Origin of the sequence: Maricaulis sp. (assembly GCF_030149235.1) — a bacterium.
In the GTDB taxonomy this organism is placed as follows: Bacteria; Pseudomonadota; Alphaproteobacteria; order Caulobacterales; family Maricaulaceae; genus Maricaulis.
In genome coordinates, this window is the sequence record NZ_JASBRW010000038.1 from 38,232 (window position 1) to 56,248 (window position 18,017).

Here is an 18,017-nt window from a genome sequence, read left to right on the forward strand (position 1 = left end):
TTAGACGCAATTGGTTATGACCGAGCATGAGCATCCCTATGCAAGCCAAGCTTACGCTGCAGCGCTCTGTGCCATGGAAGGGCGCATCGGATTCCTGGAAACACTGGGCATCTGGGTCGAAATCAACCGGATTCCGGAAAGCGACGCCTATGATGCTCGCGGTGTCTATCCATTCAGCCCGTCATTGCAGCAAACCGGACAAGAGACCCTGCAGGACGAACTCCGGGCTCTGGGCTTAGTCTCATTAGTCCTGGTGACCGATGCGCTCGAGGATCAACCAGACACCCTCCTCGCCGCGTTTGATGTTAGACGGAGTTACAAGGAACACTTCACCTATCGCCCGGGATCGGTACAGACGGAGTTTTCGGCCAATAATCAACGATACCTCAGACGCGCGCGACGGCGATGCCAGTTCCGGGACATTGATCTGGTAGACCATTTTGATGAGTGGATCGCGCTATACGATCACCTTATCCGCCGGCACGGCCTGACCGGGCGCCACCAGTTTTCGCACACCTATATGAAGCATCTGGCCCAGTCGGGACGGTTTGATGCAATTGGTGCGTTCTTTGATGGCCGGCTGATCGGCTGTCAGACATGGCTCACCCACAACGGGTGCGCCTACGGGCATATCGGCGCGTCCAATGATGAGGGTTACCGGCACGGCGCGGCTTTTGGCCTATACGGTCATGCGATAGAAAAATATGCGGGTTGCAGGGAATTGGACCTAGGGGGAGCGCCGGACCGGGAACGGGTCCCGGGCGGCCTTAGCAGCTTCAAGAGTGGTTTTGCGAATGGCCGACGGTCTAATTTCCTTCTGGGGAGTATCGCCGACCCATCGCAATATGATGCGCTATGTCGCCTTCACAAAGCGACACCCCGGCAAGAGGGCTTTTTCCCGGCCTACCGGGGCCCGGCCACGTTATCATGAATCTGGGCTAGACTAGGCAGGGTCTAAAAGCAAAGCAGCCCGCCAATACAAGCGGGCTGCAGCACAATTTCACTATCAATACCGCAAATTGAGCCTATTGCAGATCAGTACGTTCGGCTTCGAGCGCGGTGATACGCTCGTTCAACTGTGCAATGTAGCGATGCGCGTATTCCAGCTCGCTCAGCATTCCGCCGACCTTGGTAGAAAGGTTGAAGGGGCCTTCTTCCGGCGTCGGTCCAACATGCATAAGATGACGGTTGGAATACATGTACTCGGCGTGCTCTTCAATTGACGGCAGATCATAATCTGCATCGAAAACGGCATCACAACCACCGGCACAGGAACCAGTCGTCGTGATCGTACCGGCGATCACCAAGTCACCGTCATGCTCAACCACCATCGCCGGACCTCCGACCGCATCGGAATCAATAATGAAACGGCCTGAGGCAGCGTTCTCGTGGGTCAGATACCAAGTATCACCGCTCGCTGTATTCGCCATGCGGATCCAGGAACCGCCATTATTAACCGTTCCCAGCACTTCGCGAGCACCGGCAGTCGAGCTGATATCCTCAATCAGCAAGCCAGCGCTGCCATTCGAGCGCCGAACGTGCAGAGCCGCCTGCGGTGAGCTCGTACCCATGCCGACATCACCGTCAGCAGCGATATCAATCGAGCTTTCCGGAGCGCCCGGACGCATGCGGAAGCCAAGACGGCTGCCATTGGTCACGTCGCGGATGAAGAAATTGGTCTCGTTCGCCGCGATATCATAAGTCTGAGCGGTAAAGCCAGACGTGCCATCCTGTTCAAGACGGATCGTCGGGGTATCGCCCGAGGTGATGTGGACCTCAGTGATCGGGGTCTGTTGGCCGATACCGACATCGCCGGCAGCGTCGATCCAGAGCGAACCGGTCGGCGCACCAGCCTGGACGCGGAACGGCGTGCGGCCGCCGGTCACATCATCAATCGCGAAATAGTTCTCGCCGCCATTATTCGAGGAGTTGACCTCGATTTCCCAGTCATTGCTCGGGAAGCTGGCCGAAGTGGACGTATCATTGAAGCCGATACGCAGATTGTTTTCCTTCAGTCGAATCGTGTCGAAACCGAAGCTCTCACCATTCACACAGTCATTGCCCACACAAAGCGAGAAGCTGATGATGACATCGTCATTAAAGACCTGGTCAGCGGTCGCTGCCGTGGAAAGCCCCAGCATCATGGAGCCCGCAATCGCAACGGCGCTGGCCGTGGAAAGAAGTTGTTTCATGGTCATTCCCCCAGAATGATGTTGGTGCTTATTCTTCGGTCACGCTCTGGTCGACCGGAATGATCTGGCCATCGCGCACTTGGAAACTGCCGGACATTTGACGACCGACGTAAAGATTGGCCGACGTCCCGGACCGGCCGTTGCGCGCCAGTTCGTCGGCGCCGACCCGGCGCTCGATCTGAGACGTGGCTGCGGACAGCGACCAGCGATAGATGCCATCCTCAAGCTCACCATAATCGGCGAGACGCAGTGACGGCGCCCGGCGCTCGGAATGACGCTCGGCGGTGTAATTCCCCGGCCCGGTCACGCGAAGCGTATAGTTGGAGAGGCCCGGCACGGCGTTGAATGCGACGCGGCCGCCAGACAGCTGCGGCTCAAAAGCCGGCGCAGCAGATTCGACAGGGCCAGAGCGGAAGCTTTGCGCTGAGACAGATCCTGAAAATACAATAAATGCAGACGCAGCCAAAACGGCCGCCAGACGAGGTCTCGCCCCCATTTGCTCACTCCCCGAGATCATGGATTCGCGATGCATAAGCGAACCGGATATCATCATTAATACACAATTCCCGAGCGCATTACAGTTTAAATTTGTAATTTTTTGTGGCGAAGCACGCGCTCTGGTAGAGCGCCCTCGCGTCTAGAAAAACGGGGCGCCGCCCCCGGGGCAAGCCGGGCTATTGCTGCAATGATCGCTGAAATTCCTGCACATCGCGCTGCGCTTGCTGCAGGCTTTCTCGGGACATTTCCAAGGCGAGTGCATCGCGCAACTCGGCAGCACCAGCGACCCCAAGTAGAGCGGCGTGCGAAAACCAAAAATATGCGGTTCGGTAGTTTTGTGGAACAAACTGCCCCCGCGCATGGAGCAAACCCAGATTCAGTGCGGCACTCCCCAGCCCGCCGCGCGCCGCCCGCTCAAGTCTTCGGACCCCTTCCGGTGCGTCGAGCTGGACGCCAAACCCTCCCAGATAGCGCAACCCGGTCAGGTAAAGCGCGACGATGTCTCCAGCCTGCGCCGCCTGCACCTCGGAGGCCGAAACCGCCTGTGTCCAATCCGGCCGCACCAGCCGTGGATCAACCGGAAAACCGGTGCGGAGGAGGAGGTCACGGAATGATTCGCCCTCCAGAGCCCGTGCCTGGCGCAAAAGCTCAACGGCGAAGGCCTCATCAAGATCCACCCCGAAGCCATTCTCGTAAAGTACTGAAAGATTTCGCAAAGCCTGGGGTAGCCCTTGCGCCGCCGCCCGCTCGAACCAGACCACAGCCGCTTCATAATCCCGTTCGACACCGGTCCCGCGCGAATACATCAGACCCAGATTATTCTGCGCTCGGCCATCGCCCGCTTCGGCGGCACGGCGAAACAGGTTGAACGCCCGGCCGGGGTCGGCTTCCACACCCCTGCCGTCGAGATAAAGAACACCCAGACTTGTCACCGATGGGGCAAAATCCTGCTCTGCGGCGCGCCGGTACCAGTCGAGCGCCTCGCCCAGTCGGCTCTCACCGCCATAGGCCTCCAGAGCAACAGCGTAATCATGCGCCATGGAGGCATCGCCCGAGGCTGCCGCCCGCGAGAGCCATTCAAGGCCCGCGGGCAAATCAGCCGGGCGGCCACGGCCGATAGTCAGTCCCCGCCCGTATTCATTCATCGCCGCTCCCAGGCCCTGCTCGGCGGCGGCGCGAAACTGATCCATCGCAGCGGCATCATCTTGTGGCAATCCAGTGCCATTGAGCAGCATCGATCCGTAGGCGAGCTGGGCTTCCGCCTCACCGGCCTCGACGCGCGGCAGCACCAATGCGAGGGCGGCATCCGCATCGCCACGCGCGATGGCGGCCGTGACTTCTTCCTGGAACGTGGACTGAGCCAGGCTGGCGGGCGCAAGAGCCAGGCCCGCGCTACCGGCCAGGGCCAGCAAGACCGTGCGCAGCACAGGCCTAGTCATTGCGGGCGCGCTCCAGCCATTCGGTAGCGGACTCCTGCGCTTGTTCAAGCTCTTCCGGACTCAGGAAGCGCGCAACGGCATCGCGTTGCTCTGCAGCCCCGTCGATGCCGGCCGCAGCGGCCAGATTGGACCAGATATGGGCCTGGACATAATCCTGATTGACCCCATCGCCGGTGGCAAAACGCTGCGACATGGCGAGCTGCGCCCGGGCCGAGCCGGCCTCGGCAGCCCGGCTCTGAAAATCCAGTCCGCGTCGCGCGTTCTGGGGCAGGACCTCCCCCTCGATATAGAATTCGGCGAGCACGGCGAGCGCATCCGGATCGCCACTCTCGGCCGCCTGTTCCAGCCAGGCAGCCGAAGGCGCATGACCGCCGCGAGCCGCAGCCCCGACCCAGGACACGGCGTCAAACTCGGACTGAACCGGCATTTCACCATTGGCAATCAGGGCGCCCAGCCGGGCATCGACACCCGGGGCTCCGGCGCTGAGCGCGTTGAGATACCAACGCGCCGCTTCTGGGATATTGCGCTCAGTGCCGCGCCCGGTCTCATACAGCATGCCCAGGATAGGCTGGGCCCGGACCAGGCCGGTCTCGGAAGCCGCCAGGTACCAGCGGAAGGCCTCGGCATCGCTCTGCGCGACCCCCCGACCGGTCAGATAGGCATAACCGAGATTGGACTGGGCCCGGACGTCGCCGGCCGCGGCTGGTCGAGCCAGCAGTTCGATTGCCCGCTCCGGGTCAGCCGCGACCGCCGTGCCCGACAGATAATAGGACCCCAGCACGGTCATCGCTTCCATACTGTCGACATCGACAGCGCGTTGATACCATTCGACCCCGGCCTCGAGGCTGTCCGCCGCCTCGGCTCGCTCGATATACATCCCCGCCAGCGCTTCACCGGCCGGTGCATATTCAGCGGCATAGGCCCGGGCGAGATACTCTGCCGCGCGATCAGCATCCGGCTCTACACCGCGTCCGTCGAGATACATCATGCCCAGGCGATACTGGGCCAGCAGATTATCCTCTTCAGCCAGTTCAGCGAGAATTTCCGCGGTCCGCGCATAATCGGTCGAAGCGAAGGCTTCCTCGGCATCCGCCATCGAGTACTCACTCGGCGTGTCGCCGCCGCGTGTCACCAGCCAGGCAATTATGACCAACAGCACCACGACGCCGCCGGCGCCAGCGAAGACATATTCGCGTTTCATTCGCTTCTCTCCCCGACCGGCGCGTCCAGGCGCCGGGTGATCGTATAGGTCGAACCCGCTGCCAGCGGCTCGCTCAATTCTGTTGTCGAGCCATCCGGCCAGCGGATGGACAGGCTGTCAGCCGCACTTTGATCGCCCAGACCAAAATGCGCCACAGGTGCGTCAAATGACATGAAGCCTCCGCCAAGCTGAAGCTCACGCACCTGCAGCCCCTCATCCGTACGCAGCTCGACACGGGCACCGATGGCGTCACGATTGCCGGCCTCGTCGACCAGCCGGACCGCCAGGGCATTGGCATCCTGCACGTTATTGCGGAAGTGCACCGGCGGCCCGTTGACCGGAACGGTGAGGATATCGAGATCGCCATCGCCGTCGAAATCGGCCAGCGAGGCCGCGGCCGTCATCAGATAGTCTTCCAGACCCCATTGCGGCGTGAGCTCCTCAAAATCGCCATTACCGCGATTGCGCAGGAAGATATTGGACGGCGTGACCTCATTGGGCACCCAGGTCCCGTTGACGATGTAGACGTCCTGCCAGCCATCGAGATCGAAATCGCCGGTTGAGACATCCCAGCTCCAGCCGCCAATCTCAAGCCCGCGCGCCTCGGCCGTCTCGTCGTAGCGGCCGTCCTCACGAAGCTCCATTAGGACATTCCGAGCCAGAATCTGGCGCACAGCCTCGTCCTGTTCACGCGCCGTCATGGTCCGGGAGGGCCAGAAATGCAGATCGCAATAAGAGCGGATGCGAGTCTGGTCGGTCGCGATCAGTCGACAAAGGCCGGGATCATTGCTCTGGATGGCCAGGTCCTTGATCATCATCGCCCGGCATTCCGCCTGCATCACCCCGGTGAGCTCGGCGCAACGGCGGGCATTGGCCGGATCCAGGCTGTTGCCGGCGCGATACCAGCTCTTGATGTCGATATTTTCCTGGCACACGGCGCGGTCTTCGGCCCGTTCGATGTCGAGGCAGTAATCCTCGATCGGCTGCATCCGCAAGCGGCTCGATATGCCCGAGGCCCGGCCGGCGATCTGGGCCGCGTAGAGCTCCATATTGCCGTCATTGGTGAAATCGACCGAACTCAACGACATGGTGGTGGTCGTGGTCATCGGTATGACCCCGTCCTGATAGGTAATGGCGTCAAACCCGCCACGGCCATCGCCGATATAGAAGTAATCCGGCACCTCGAAATCATTGCCGACAATGAGATCGAGCGCGGCATCATTGTTGATATCGCTGAGCAGGATGGAGAGGGTTTCACCGGGGATACCCGGCAGGTCGTGATAGCGTCCACCGGACAGACGACCGCCATCATTGAACAGGATGCGATTGCGCGATTCCTCGCCCGGGACGCGGCGATACCAGCCAGCCGCCCAGTTTCCGAGAGCGGCATCGATATAGCCATCCCGGTCAACATCGCCGAAGCTGGCCGCCAGGACCAGCGGCGCATTCTCGCGATTGGCGACGGGCCGCAATTGCGACACATCAAACGTGCCGCCGGTATTGGGCAGGACGTAGACACCCTCGCGATAGGTCGTCAGGAACAGGTCAGGATAGCCAGAATTGTCGATATCGACGAGGACAGCATTGAAAACCGGCATGTCCGCAATGGCACCGAGATCGACCGGCATGCGGGTGAACTCGCCGCTGCCATCATTGCTGTAGAGGTAGAGACCACCGCGCGTGGAGGCGAAAACCAGGTCGATATCGCCGTCACCATCAATATCGCCGGAGGATATGCTGCGTCCTTCCCAGAAAGGCGGCCACATATCACCGAAGGAGAATTCGACCCCGTGATCAATGCCGATATGCCAGGCTTCCTGCCGGGTGAAAATCGTGTCCCCAGCCGGTGAGACCGGGTTGAAGGGCGTGCTCTCGACCTCGATCCGCGTCGCTCCGCCGGCGGCGGGGGCTGCGGTGGCAGCGACAGGCTCGTCGGCGGTTGAGGATTGTTCGAGCCGGGTCTCGACCTGCTCGATCGGGGCACTGAGAAGGTCCAGCGCCCGCGCGGTCTGATACCGGTGCCAGGCATCGGCGCCGAAACCCGCGAAGAGGCCGAGCACGGCCACCATTGCGGCCAGCATCCAGGCTGCACGCCAGCCAATAGCGCCGCCGACAATGAGGAAGGAGTAGACCGAGAAGCTGCCAAGGGTGAAGACCAGGGTCATGACATAGCCGTGCCCGACGCCGGAATTCATCAAGGCACCGGAGACCACAACATCAAACCCGATCGGCACCGGGAAGAACGTGCCGGCGACTGCGGCGATCACCAGCAGCAGCGGGCTCGACTCGCGCCCGGCCAATGCGTCCGGCGGCAGGAGGTTGGCGACCAGCGCCCCGAGCACACCGGCCAGGATCATCAGCGGCACGGCGACCCGGATGATGAACCAGAGGTTCCGTGCATAATCGCGGACAAAACCCGTCAGGGCCGAGGTCAGGTCCTCTTCCAAAAAAACATCGTCATCATCACCGGACGCCGTGGGCGCCTCAGGCCCGGCACGCCCGTCATCAACGGTGCGCAGGAGTTTTTCCGGCGGAATGAAACGGCACAGGATCGGCACACCGATGAGAATGACCAACAGGCTGAGCGCCACTTTGGTCACGGCGATGTAGAAGGGCAGGATGGAGAAGGCCATCGTCAGCACGACGAAATTCAAGGTCGGCGAGGCCACCATGGCCGACAGCGTCGTCTCGGCCCGCGAGCCCCCTTGATAGAGACCCTTGGCAATCGGCGCGGCGCAATTGACGCAAACGCCAAGCGGCGCCCCCAACACCATGCCGTACAGCGAATTGGCGAAGGGTCCGGAGAAACTGCGCCGCCGCAAATAGCCCAGCACTGTCAGGAAGGCGGCGCCCATCAACAAGCCGAACGTCATGCCCTTCTTGTTGGTATCGATCCAGTTGACCGAGGAGTAGGACCAGCGCTGCAAGAAGGGCTGGTCCGGCGTCACCGGGATCACCGCCTCGAAGCTGAGCGGATCTTCCAGCGTGATCGCGCCGGACATCATCGCCTTTTCATCCAGTGACGGATAACGCGAACCGGTCCAGAACATGACCGCCAGAACGACAACCAGCAAGCCGGCTAGGGCCAACCGGACATACCGTCCCTGGTCCGAGCGCAAGGTCAGGGTCGTCACAATTCACTCTCCTCGTTACAGATCTGGTTCCCCAGGCTTTCCGGCGCCTGTGCCACCCACTCGAACGGGCGAGCATCGCTGGCCCCGAAATGTGCCAACGCGAAGCGTTCCCGACTGCGGCCACCCTCGCTTTCCACACGGGCCAGCAGTGCGACGCGCACGCCGGTCAGGTCATTGAGGTCAGCATTCAATCCGGTCTGGTCCTGCGGCTGCGGTGTCCCGCCAAAGACCGTGAGCTGGGAAGAAAGGCACGACCAGAGCGCCGGGCTCATTCCCCGCACCGCAAGCAATTCCTCAACCGAGACGAAGGGGCGATTGGCCGGCTTGCGGCGCCAGCCATCGGGATAGGCACCGGCCTCGCCGCCCTCGGGCCGGGCCTGGGTATCATTATCACGCCAGTCGAGTATGCCCTGGGCCAGGCGGCGGGCCCGGCCGGGCGCGAGACCGGCGCGCTGCAGCAGATCCATCCAGCGGGTCTCGTCGGCCATGTTGATATCCATCAGCCCCTGCTGCCGGGCGAGGAAGACCGTGACCTGCCCGCCCTCGAGCGGAAAACTGCGCGGAAGATCACCGATCGCGGCCCGGCCGGACAGGGCCAGGTCGAAGGCGACCAGATCAAGGGCCGAGCTGAGCTGCGCGTCGAGCTGGCTGTCCAGGCGCTGTGCCGCCGTCATCCGGGCCTGTTGCTGCACCAGTCCCGTGGCCCCGGCGAGCAGAACCGCCACCAGGAGCGAGGTCCACAGGACATAGAGGAGAGCGCTACCGGTATCTTTGCGGGGCGGGTCGCAGGTCATCGGGCTAGTCGAACAGGTTGGGCTGGCGGGCTTCCAGAGCTTCAAGTTCACGCCGCATGTGCGACAGCGCATCAGCAGCATCTTGCTCGTTCTCGATAATTCGCGGCGTCAGGAAGATCACCAGCTCGCTGCGCTCACTACTCAGACTGCGATCCTTGAACGCATTGCCGACGCCGGGAATGCGGCTGAGCAGCGGAATGCCGCTCTCATTGTCGGAATGGCTCTCGCGGATCAGACCGCCGAGGGCAATTGTCCGCTCCGAGCGTACCGCGACGGTCGAGGTGAATTCGAGCGTCTGGATGGTCGGGCTGTCGATCCCGGATGTGGTCGTCGGGCGCACGCTGGAAACTTCCTGGTCGACTTCGAGCACAACCACGCCGGAGGCGTTGATGCGCGGCGTCACTTCCAGGATCACGCCGGTATCGCGCATTTCCACGGTCGAGACGATGGGCGCGCTGGGATCGGTCACCGCCGACGCCGTCTGGGTAATGATCGGCACTTCATCACCGACGCGCAGGTTCGCGGTCTGGTTATTCTGCACCATGATCGACGGCGCCGAGAGCACGGTGACATCGGTGAGCGAATTGAGCGCCGAAAGCGTCGCCGTCAGGTCCGCACCGGTAAAGGCGTAGTTGAAGCCCGGGAAGGTCGGATTGGCGGTGCCATTGGCATTATCCGTGAAGGAAATGTTCGACGTGCCATCACCGCTCTGGTTCTCGAAGAACCAGCGCACACCGAAATTCAGCCCATCAACCAGCCGCACCTCGGCGATGGTCGCTTCGATCAGCACTTGCGGCGGCATGACATCCATGCGCTCGAGGAGCTCCAGAATTTCCCGGTATTCCTGGTCCGTTGCCCGGATGATCAGGGCGTTATTCAGCTGGTCGGGGATGATCGCGAGACGCCCCTCAGGACCCTCATCCCGGACCTCACCGGAATCGGCAGCGCGTTCAGAAGCGAGCGTGCTCTGGAATACCGCGCCATCACCGGCCGCGCCGCCAGCGAACGCGGCGGTAATCTGGGACGCCAGCGTAGCAGCCGGCGCATTGCGGGCAGTGTAGTAACGCAGCCGGCGCTCATCGCCACCAGACGGCGTATCGAAACGCTCGACCAGTTCGCGAACCTGCTCGAAACCGGCGCGATCACGGGCGGCGACAAAAAGCAGGTTGGGCCGCGGCAGGGCGATGGTCCGCACCGCACCGGAGGCCATACCCATCCCGGTCAATACCGCATCAACTTCGCTCTTGGCAGCCTGGGCGTTGACGTAGCGAAGCTCATACATGCCAAAGACGCGATCGGTCAGGAACGGCCGGTCAAAAGTCCGGACCGCATCCTGGGCAGCGCGGACTTCAGAAGCCGGCCCGGCCAGTACCAACACGCCTTCTTCATCACGCGGCACAGCCTCGACGCGGCTGGACAGGAAGGGGTCAATCAGCGTCAGGATTGAGCTCGGATTGGTATGCTCGACCGGCAGGACCAGCCCGCCATAACCGATCTGGCCGCTGCCGCTCAAATTCGCCCGAACTTCGCCGGACTGGGTCAGCAGGAAGCCGGATTCGCGCTCGACAAGCGCATAACCGCTTTCCGACAGCACGGTTTCCAGCGCCGTCAGCGCTGTGCGGGCCGATGTCGGCTCTGCCGCGGTCAGGGTGATACGGCCCTCGACACCGGTCGCAACCATGACCGGCTGGCCCAGCGCTTCCTCGATAATGGCTCGCACCGCATCGACCACGGGAGCATCAACGAATTCGAGGCGCATGGTGCGGTCATCGAGATCAGATCCGCCCCGGCGCGACAGGGCACCGCGGACATTGCGCTCCTGGTAAAACACCAGGCGTTCCGGCTCGGCGACCGGATCAGCTTGCGGAGCGGCCGGCTCGGGCGTGACGGCGCGCTCAAGCGGCGCGGCCTGTACACGTTCTGCCGGTAGCGACACCGGTGCGGGGTCAGCCTGGCGACCGGGCAGGGTCAGGCCGGTTGCGCAGCCCGTCAGCGCCAGCGCAGACAGCGCCGCGGCAAACCCTTTGTAATAGCCGTGAATTTTCATACGCTCCCCCTGCACAGCGTGCAGTTTAGACGCAATCTGTGAGCGTCTCCAGCGAATTAACCTTACTCGTTCAGCTCCAGCAGTACCGATTGCGAGCCCTGATCGAAGCGCGCCCCGCGGCCGGTAATTTCAACCAGGACAAAGCCCTCGAGCTCCTCGCCCAGGCGCAGGGACACAACACCATCGGAGCCGGACACCAGAACCACGGTCTGGTCCTCGGTTTCGACCAGGCCAATGAGGCGGTAATCCTCAAGCGGCGAGGCCTGGCGGACAGTCTGGTTCTGCGCCCCTATGCGGCCCGGTTGCACCCATTCGGCCAGCGGTTCAAGCGAGACGGTCTCGGCCTTGTGATCATCCGACCCCAACCCGGCTTGCGACGTCGGATGGCTGATGGCCGCCGGTCCGGGCCAGTAGGACAGGACCGCGCCAAGCAGCAACAGGCCGGTTAGGCCGATCGCCAATATGTCTCCCCGGTCACGCAGCATTGCCGGCCTCCAGCTGATAGCGACAGGCCATGGTCAGACTGACCCGGATACGGCCATCGGCCAGCGCCAGGAGCTCGAATTCCATGACATCGAGATCGATCAAGGCCGGCCCGGACAGCAAGGTCAGCGCGGTCGGCGCATCGGCAATAAAGGCGATATCCGCAGCGAGGCTGGCCGCCTCGGTCGTGAGCGGCAGATCGTAGATTTCCGTCACCCGCAGGATATCGACCGGAGCATTGGCCAAGGCCTCGGAAAAGGCCGCCAGTCCTTCACTTAACTCGCCCTCGGCGATGCCTTGCGACAGGCGCATATCCAGCGCGGCAGGCTCCAGGCCGGCTGCTTCAAGCGTAGCCTCGAGGGTCTGGGCAAGACGTGCCTCGGCTACGTCGAGCCGGGCAACCTCGCTGGCGAGGCCGGCGCGAGCACTGAGTGAGGCTGCAAGCTCGCGGCCGGCAAACACAAGCGGCATGGCCAGGGCTAGCACCAGGACAGGCAGGGCCAACGCCCCGGCCATGCGTATCAGCGCCGGACTATTCATCACCGTCCTCCGGATACAGAGGCAGAACAAGACGAGTCTGGCGGAATCCCACTTCCCCGTCATGGAATTGGCCCTCAAGGACAATCTGGTCGCCGCCCTCATAACGCAGACGATGCACGCTGTCGGGACGCTCCGGATCGCTGGCGGCGGAGGCAGCGACATCGAGTACATGCGCCAATACCGGGGCCGGCGCCCCGGCGATGGCTTCCAGCGCCTCGGCCCGGGCGCGCAGCTGGCGGATTTCCGCGATCGCCGCAGATCGGGCCGACTGGGCCTCGGCATTGGCAATCTCGAGCTGGGCATTCCAGCTGATCAGGCAGACTAGCAGCGCAGCGTAGACGAGGCCGGCACGTCGCAGGAGTTTCATCGCGCCATCCCAGGGACGGTGCGCGCCGAACTGGAAGCGGGCCGCGCCATCGGCGGCCACCTCCCCGGCGATCCGTCCTGTAGGCCGGCCTTCAAGTGCCGCCAGGGCCTGTTCGAAATCGCTGCGCCGGACCAGAGCCAGCTCGATCTCGGCCATGCCATTGGCCTCGCCAAGCACCTCATAGCCAAACGCCACATCTTCGGGCGGCAGGGGCGAGAGGTCGGCCAGGCGCAGGGCCACAGCGCGGCGGCCGCGGCGCAGAGCGGTGCTGCTGATCCTGTCGCGGCGACGGAACTGGCGCTCCGGCGCGATCAGAACCAGGCGCGCATCCGGCTTGGCTTCATGCCCACCTTGCGTCCGGCGCGGCTCGCCGAGCCAGCTGCACTCAACAAGACCGACGCGCTTCAACCCGCCATCGGCTTGCAGCTCGACAATCTCGACCGGGTCACGACGGCCAAGCCCCCGCAAGAAAGCCGGCACCAAGGCGCGAAGATCGGCCAGCCGTGCGGCGATGAAGGCCGACAGGGTCGTCAGCCCGCCGGTCAGGGCGCTATCCGAGATTTTCAGCTCAGCCATCCAGGCAGGCCCCCGCATCACTATCGAAATCGCAATCGAACCGGGCGCCGCCGCCGACCAGAGCCTCGACCCGCCAGGCACCGCGGCCGGGCTCGTCGATCTCCAGCGACACCAGCCGCGGCAGGTCCGGGCCGGGCCAGCTGTCATACCAGGCCGCACGATCCGTATTTTCCAGCTTACCGTAATAGGCCAGCCGGGCCCGCGATAGGCCATCGATCAGCATCACCGCATCGGTATTCGCATTGATCGCGCCCAACGGTGTCAGCGTCATCGAGACAGCATCGCCTTGCACCTGCACATTGACCTGCGACGGCGTCATCCGGCCCGGCAGCTGGGCCAGGGTCTGAAAACCCAGACTGCTACCTTCGAATGCCCCATTGGCGCCGTTGGGCCCGCGATAAGAATAAGTCAGCGCATCACGCAGCGTCTCATTGAGCAGGACCCGGTTTTCCTGTCCCGCAGCCAGGCGCGTCACGCCGGCCTGGGCGTCGGTCATGCCGCGCAGGACCAGCACCAGGCCTACCGATATGGAGGCCATCAGCACGATACCGATCAGGGCTTCGATCAGGGTGAAGCCGGCTTGCCGCTCGCTCATGGCTCGCCTCCCGGATTAAGGCGGCCCGGTTCGAGATAGATGATCTCGAAGGAAAGCGCCGCATATCCGGTATGGGTCAGATTGGCCCGGCTCATCACCGCGCCTGTGCGCGGATCGACGGGGCGATCGACTGGGGTGATGGCGATCTGCCAATCCGGATAGAGCTCAGCCGTTGTTTCTGGCGGCAGGCCGGCGCGCAGGCGTGCGGCAATATTCTGGGCCTCAATGGTCGCGGTCTGAACCGCCTCCGCCCGCTGACCGGCCCGCAAGGCGCCCGTCATGCCGGTCATGGCCATAGCGATCACGGCCGCTGCAATGGCGCTGGCAACCAGCACCTCGGTCAACACGTATCCGCCCTCGCTCGGCCTAGTCATCGCTGACCCGCCCCGTGATCGGGTCCACCCGCAGCACGCGCCGGCCCGCAGCGTTTTCCAGCTCGACCTCAAGCGCCGGCCAGGCGAGGCGTTCGGGGGGCAGAAAAACCCGCGCGGCGGGCTTGAACCCGTCACCATCATCGCGCTGCCAGCGCGCCGTCAGGCCCTCACTCCAGACCCGTTCAACGCCGAGCATGTCGATGCGATAGCCATCCTCGGCAATCATGATCACCGCCGGCTCGCCCCGTCCTCTCACCAAGAGACGTACCCGGCGCAGATCATCGGCCAGCTGGTCGGACTGGCGCTGCAGGGCCCAGCCCTGCGACCGGCCCGACAGCGAAACACCGACCAGGGTCAGGGCGGTCGCCATGACGATCAGCGCGATGAGGAGTTCAAATAGGGTAAAGCCGGCCTGAGACGACCGGCGCGTATCAGCTGCGTGAGAGATCGGCATTTTCTCCCTCGCCGCCTTCCTCGCCATCGCTACCAAGCGTGCGAATGGTGAAACGGTCGCCGGTCTCTTCCAGCGTATAGAGATAGGGTCGCCCCCAGGGGTCGGTGAGACCGGATTCCTCGCGGAAATACGGGCCTTGCCACATCGGGCTGTTTTCCGGCGCCTCGACCAGCACGCGCAGTCCGTCCTCGGCCCGCGGATATCGGCCCATATCGATATAGTAGAGCTCAAGCGAGGTCGCGATCGAGGCCATCTGGGCTTCCGCCACCTGGCCCCGGGACTGCCCGAGATAGCGCATCACATTCGGTGCCACGAGTGCCGCGAGAAGCGCGATGATCAGCAGCACGACGAGGATCTCCAACAGGGTAATCCCGGACTCCTTGTCGCCACAGCGCAGGATCTCATTCGGATTGGCTTGGGTCATCAGAACACCACTTCATTCAAGCTGAGAACGCCGGACATCACCGACAGGATTACACCGCCAACCGCCAGGCCAAGCAGGGCTGTCAGGCCGGGGCCAATGAGGTTGAGCGCTCGACCGGCGAAACGCTCCTGGGCCGTCTGGCTGAGCTGGGCCGCCCGCGAAAGCATGGCTGCCAGTTCACCGCTCTTCTCCCCGAGGGCGACCAGACGCAGGGTTTCCGCCTCAAACAGATACGTGCCGGCCAGAGCCTTCGACAATGCCGTGCCGGCGCGCAAGCGCGACGCTGCATCATCCAGGCGCGCTCGAGCCAAGGCGCTGTCCAGCGTGGCCCGCGCCACGGCCTCGGCCCGCGCCATCGGTGCCCCGGAAGCCAGAAGAAAGCCCAGTGCCCCGCAATAACGCGCCGCCAGCCCCTTCCGGGTCAGTGAACCCAGCACCGGCAGCCCCAGCCGAGCCCGGTCGAGAACGTCTGGATAGGTCCGGGCCAGCATCTGCACGCCGATCGCCAAGCCGATCACCGCCGCCGGCAACCAGATCCCGAAATCACGCAGGAAACTGCCCGCCGCGAAGACGAAAGCGGTTTGCGGCGGCGGGGTCGCATTCGCGTTGGCGAAGACGGTCTCGAATTGTGGCAACACGATGTAGGCGAGAAACAAAAGCGTCACGAAAATGAAGCCGACCAGAGCGGCCGGATAGACCAATTGCCCGATCAGGGTCTGGCGCATCTCGTTTTCCGCCTCGATCTGGTCGGCATAGCGCCGCAGCACCGCACCGAGATCGCCGGTTTCCTCACCGGCGCGAGCTAGACCGATCAAAAGGTTGGGCGGCTGGGCGGGGTCGCTGGACAGGGCCGCGGTCAGGCTCTCGCCCGCCATGATACGGGCCGACAGGCGCTCGAGGAAGCGCCGCAGGACCCGGCGTTTTTCGCCCTGGGCCAGATTATTGACCGCTTCGGCTAACCCGATCCCGGCCTGCAACAGATCCGCGAGGCCGCGCACGAAGGCCTCGATCTCGGCCGGGCTAAGACGCGCCCGCGAACCGCTGAAAGCCGCAAAACTGACCCGGGCCGGGGACACATCGATCGGGGTGACGCCCAGCCGACGCACCTGGTTAAGGGCATCGGCCTCATCGCGACCGGCGAGCTCGCCGCGCACGGTTTCGCCGTCGCGGGTTTCACCCAGATAGCGCCAGATGCGGGCCGGTTCGTTCATCGCGGGCCTACGCCCCCAATGGCTCGGCGGATCTCCTCGGGCGAGGTCAGCCCGTCGCGCAACTTCGCCTCGGCGTCCTCGGCCATGGATACAAAGCCCTGGGCCTCAAGCGCCGGCTGGAATTCATGCTCGAAGCGGGCGCCGCGGATAGCGCTGCGCAGCTCTTCATCGACTTCAAAGGCCTCGGCCAACGCCAGCCGCCCCTTATAGCCGGTGCCTTCACAGGCTTCGCATCCCGTGCCCTGACAGGTCTGGCAGGTCCGTCGGACCAGGCGCTGCCCCATCACGCCGACCAGGGTCGAGGCTAGCAGATAGTCCTCCACCCCCATATCGATCAGCCGCAAAATGGCCGAGGGCGCATCATTTGTGTGCAAGGTGGAGAGAACGAGATGGCCCGTCATCGCCGCCTGGACCGCGGTCTTGGCTGTCTCGGTATCGCGGATCTCGCCGACCATGACGACATCAGGGTCATGGCGCAGGAAGGAGCGCAGAGCGCTGGCAAACGTCACGCCAATGGCCGGATTGGTCTGCGACTGGGCGATGCCGGCGAGACGGTATTCGATCGGGTCCTCGATGGTGAGGATTTTGCGCTCGCCATCGGCAAGCCGGCGCAGGAAGGCGTAAAGCGAGGTGGTTTTGCCACTGCCGGTCGGGCCGGTAACCAGGATCAGGCCATGCGGCTTGGACAGGGCGCGGCTGGCCAGCTGGGTGACCTGCTCGGAAAAGCCGAGCTCGGTAAGTTCATGCAGGCTGGCATCGGGATCGAGCAGGCGGATCACCACGCCCTCGCCGAACTGGCCCGGCACGACCGAGACCCGGAGATCGATCGAGCGCCCCTCGACCGGCAGGCTGAGGCGACCATCCTGGGAGCGGCGGCGCTCGGCGATATCGAGATCGGCAAGGACCTTGATACGCGAGATCAGCGCCAGCGCCTGGGCCGCAGGCAGCGATCGCTCATCGCGCAACACCCCGTCGACCCGGAAGCGCACCCCGGCATCGCGGGCACCGGGCTCGATATGGATATCACTGGCGCGCGCTTTCACGGCGGCCGTGATCAGCACATTGACCAGGCGCACCGTCGGCGCCGCGCCGGCCAGGTCCCGCAGGCGTTCCGCATCGGCGCTAACATCGACCGCATCGAGCCCGTCCTCGGCCATGACCTGGCCGAACCGGTCCTCATAGGCTGCGTTGAATTGCGAGATGGTGGCGACCAGGGGCCGGACGGGCCGTCTCAGGGCGAAGCTGAGACCGTCAATGGCCGTCCGATGCGCCGGATCGACGACCGCGGCAATGATCGCCTCACCGTCGAGACGCAAGGGCAGGATACGCTCGCGCCGCAGGAATTCCGCGTTGAGCTCGCGGCGCCAGTCATCCGGTCCGTCTTCGGTCCGCAGATCGGCATCGCTGGCGAGCGCCAGCCCGGCCTCGCTGGCAAAGCTTTCGGCGAGCATGGTTTCCGACATCAGCCCGAGCTGGGAGATGATCTGGTCGACCGGTTCTCCGGTACGCTCCGCCAGCTCGAGCGCATGCGCCGCATCGGCCGTCGAAAGACGGCCCTGGGTCTGCAATTGGTCGAGGCGGTCGCGGATCGTGCTCATGAGGAAAGTCTACGGCAGGCCGGTCGCCGGGGCTAGCGCCAGGCCCTGTGGCTGTACGGGACCCTGGAATGCGAAAGCCGCGGCGGAGAC

The 18,017-nt window shown here is 63.7% G+C and carries 17 protein-coding genes; 1 reads left to right on the top strand and 16 read right to left on the bottom strand.

Annotated elements, in window-relative coordinates:
* The first annotated feature begins 16 nt into the window (after positions 1 to 16).
* Positions 17 to 931 carry a GNAT family N-acetyltransferase gene (locus Q1V51_RS05770; protein WP_300554074.1) on the top strand — a complete coding sequence of 305 codons (915 nt, stop codon included), beginning with the start codon at positions 17 to 19 and terminating at the stop codon, positions 929 to 931.
* Positions 932 to 1,025: 94 nt separating this feature from the next.
* Here Q1V51_RS05770 and Q1V51_RS05775 read toward each other — a convergent pair whose 3' ends face one another.
* The 16 genes from Q1V51_RS05775 to Q1V51_RS05850 form a co-directional block, all read right to left on the bottom strand.
* On the bottom strand, positions 1,026 to 2,192 hold the full coding sequence (locus Q1V51_RS05775) for a hypothetical protein (RefSeq protein ID WP_300554075.1): 1,167 nt from the start codon (positions 2,190 to 2,192) through the stop codon (positions 1,026 to 1,028).
* Positions 2,193 to 2,220: 28 nt separating this feature from the next.
* The gene (locus Q1V51_RS05780) at positions 2,221 to 2,529 is read right to left on the bottom strand and encodes a hypothetical protein (RefSeq protein WP_300554077.1); all 309 of its coding nucleotides are present in this window, start codon (positions 2,527 to 2,529) and stop codon (positions 2,221 to 2,223) included.
* 337 nt (positions 2,530 to 2,866) lie between these two features.
* The gene (locus Q1V51_RS05785; RefSeq protein ID WP_300554078.1) at positions 2,867 to 4,129 is read right to left on the bottom strand and encodes a tetratricopeptide repeat protein; all 1,263 of its coding nucleotides are present in this window, start codon (positions 4,127 to 4,129) and stop codon (positions 2,867 to 2,869) included.
* Positions 4,122 to 5,330 carry a hypothetical protein gene (locus Q1V51_RS05790; protein WP_300554079.1) on the bottom strand — a complete coding sequence of 403 codons (1,209 nt, stop codon included), beginning with the start codon at positions 5,328 to 5,330 and terminating at the stop codon, positions 4,122 to 4,124. Before Q1V51_RS05790 ends, Q1V51_RS05785 begins: the two co-directional genes overlap by 8 nt.
* Positions 5,327 to 8,464, bottom strand: a complete 3,138-nt coding sequence (locus Q1V51_RS05795; protein WP_300554080.1) for an FG-GAP-like repeat-containing protein — start codon at positions 8,462 to 8,464, stop codon at positions 5,327 to 5,329. Before Q1V51_RS05795 ends, Q1V51_RS05790 begins: the two co-directional genes overlap by 4 nt.
* Positions 8,461 to 9,258, bottom strand: coding sequence for a type II secretion system protein GspK (locus tag Q1V51_RS05800; RefSeq protein ID WP_300554081.1), 798 nt, complete (start codon positions 9,256 to 9,258; stop codon positions 8,461 to 8,463). Before Q1V51_RS05800 ends, Q1V51_RS05795 begins: the two co-directional genes overlap by 4 nt.
* A 4-nt stretch (positions 9,259 to 9,262) precedes the next feature.
* A complete protein-coding gene (gene gspD / locus Q1V51_RS05805; protein WP_300554082.1) occupies positions 9,263 to 11,305 on the bottom strand; it encodes a type II secretion system secretin GspD in 2,043 nt (680 codons plus the stop codon).
* A gap of 62 nt (positions 11,306 to 11,367) precedes the next feature.
* Entirely contained in the window at positions 11,368 to 11,790 is a 423-nt protein-coding gene (locus Q1V51_RS05810) for a hypothetical protein (protein ID WP_300554084.1), read from the bottom strand.
* Complete coding sequence (locus Q1V51_RS05815) at positions 11,780 to 12,328, bottom strand: hypothetical protein (RefSeq protein WP_300554086.1); 549 nt, start codon at positions 12,326 to 12,328, stop codon at positions 11,780 to 11,782. The genes Q1V51_RS05810 and Q1V51_RS05815 overlap by 11 nt, the downstream gene beginning before the upstream one ends.
* Positions 12,321 to 13,271 carry a hypothetical protein gene (locus Q1V51_RS05820; RefSeq protein ID WP_300554088.1) on the bottom strand — a complete coding sequence of 317 codons (951 nt, stop codon included), beginning with the start codon at positions 13,269 to 13,271 and terminating at the stop codon, positions 12,321 to 12,323. Before Q1V51_RS05820 ends, Q1V51_RS05815 begins: the two co-directional genes overlap by 8 nt.
* Positions 13,264 to 13,866 carry a prepilin-type N-terminal cleavage/methylation domain-containing protein gene (locus tag Q1V51_RS05825; RefSeq protein ID WP_300554090.1) on the bottom strand — a complete coding sequence of 201 codons (603 nt, stop codon included), beginning with the start codon at positions 13,864 to 13,866 and terminating at the stop codon, positions 13,264 to 13,266. Before Q1V51_RS05825 ends, Q1V51_RS05820 begins: the two co-directional genes overlap by 8 nt.
* Positions 13,863 to 14,240 carry a hypothetical protein gene (locus tag Q1V51_RS05830; RefSeq protein WP_300554092.1) on the bottom strand — a complete coding sequence of 126 codons (378 nt, stop codon included), beginning with the start codon at positions 14,238 to 14,240 and terminating at the stop codon, positions 13,863 to 13,865. Before Q1V51_RS05830 ends, Q1V51_RS05825 begins: the two co-directional genes overlap by 4 nt.
* Positions 14,233 to 14,694, bottom strand: a complete 462-nt coding sequence (locus tag Q1V51_RS05835; RefSeq protein ID WP_300554094.1) for a type II secretion system protein — start codon at positions 14,692 to 14,694, stop codon at positions 14,233 to 14,235. Before Q1V51_RS05835 ends, Q1V51_RS05830 begins: the two co-directional genes overlap by 8 nt.
* Positions 14,672 to 15,118, bottom strand: a complete 447-nt coding sequence (gspG, locus tag Q1V51_RS05840; RefSeq protein WP_300554096.1) for a type II secretion system major pseudopilin GspG — start codon at positions 15,116 to 15,118, stop codon at positions 14,672 to 14,674. Before gspG ends, Q1V51_RS05835 begins: the two co-directional genes overlap by 23 nt.
* A complete protein-coding gene (locus tag Q1V51_RS05845; protein WP_300554098.1) occupies positions 15,118 to 16,329 on the bottom strand; it encodes a type II secretion system F family protein in 1,212 nt (403 codons plus the stop codon). Before Q1V51_RS05845 ends, gspG begins: the two co-directional genes overlap by 1 nt.
* Positions 16,326 to 17,927: a GspE/PulE family protein gene (locus Q1V51_RS05850; protein WP_300554100.1), complete on the bottom strand. Its 1,602-nt coding sequence runs from the start codon at positions 17,925 to 17,927 to the stop codon at positions 16,326 to 16,328. Before Q1V51_RS05850 ends, Q1V51_RS05845 begins: the two co-directional genes overlap by 4 nt.
* Positions 17,928 to 18,017: the final 90 nt, after the last annotated feature.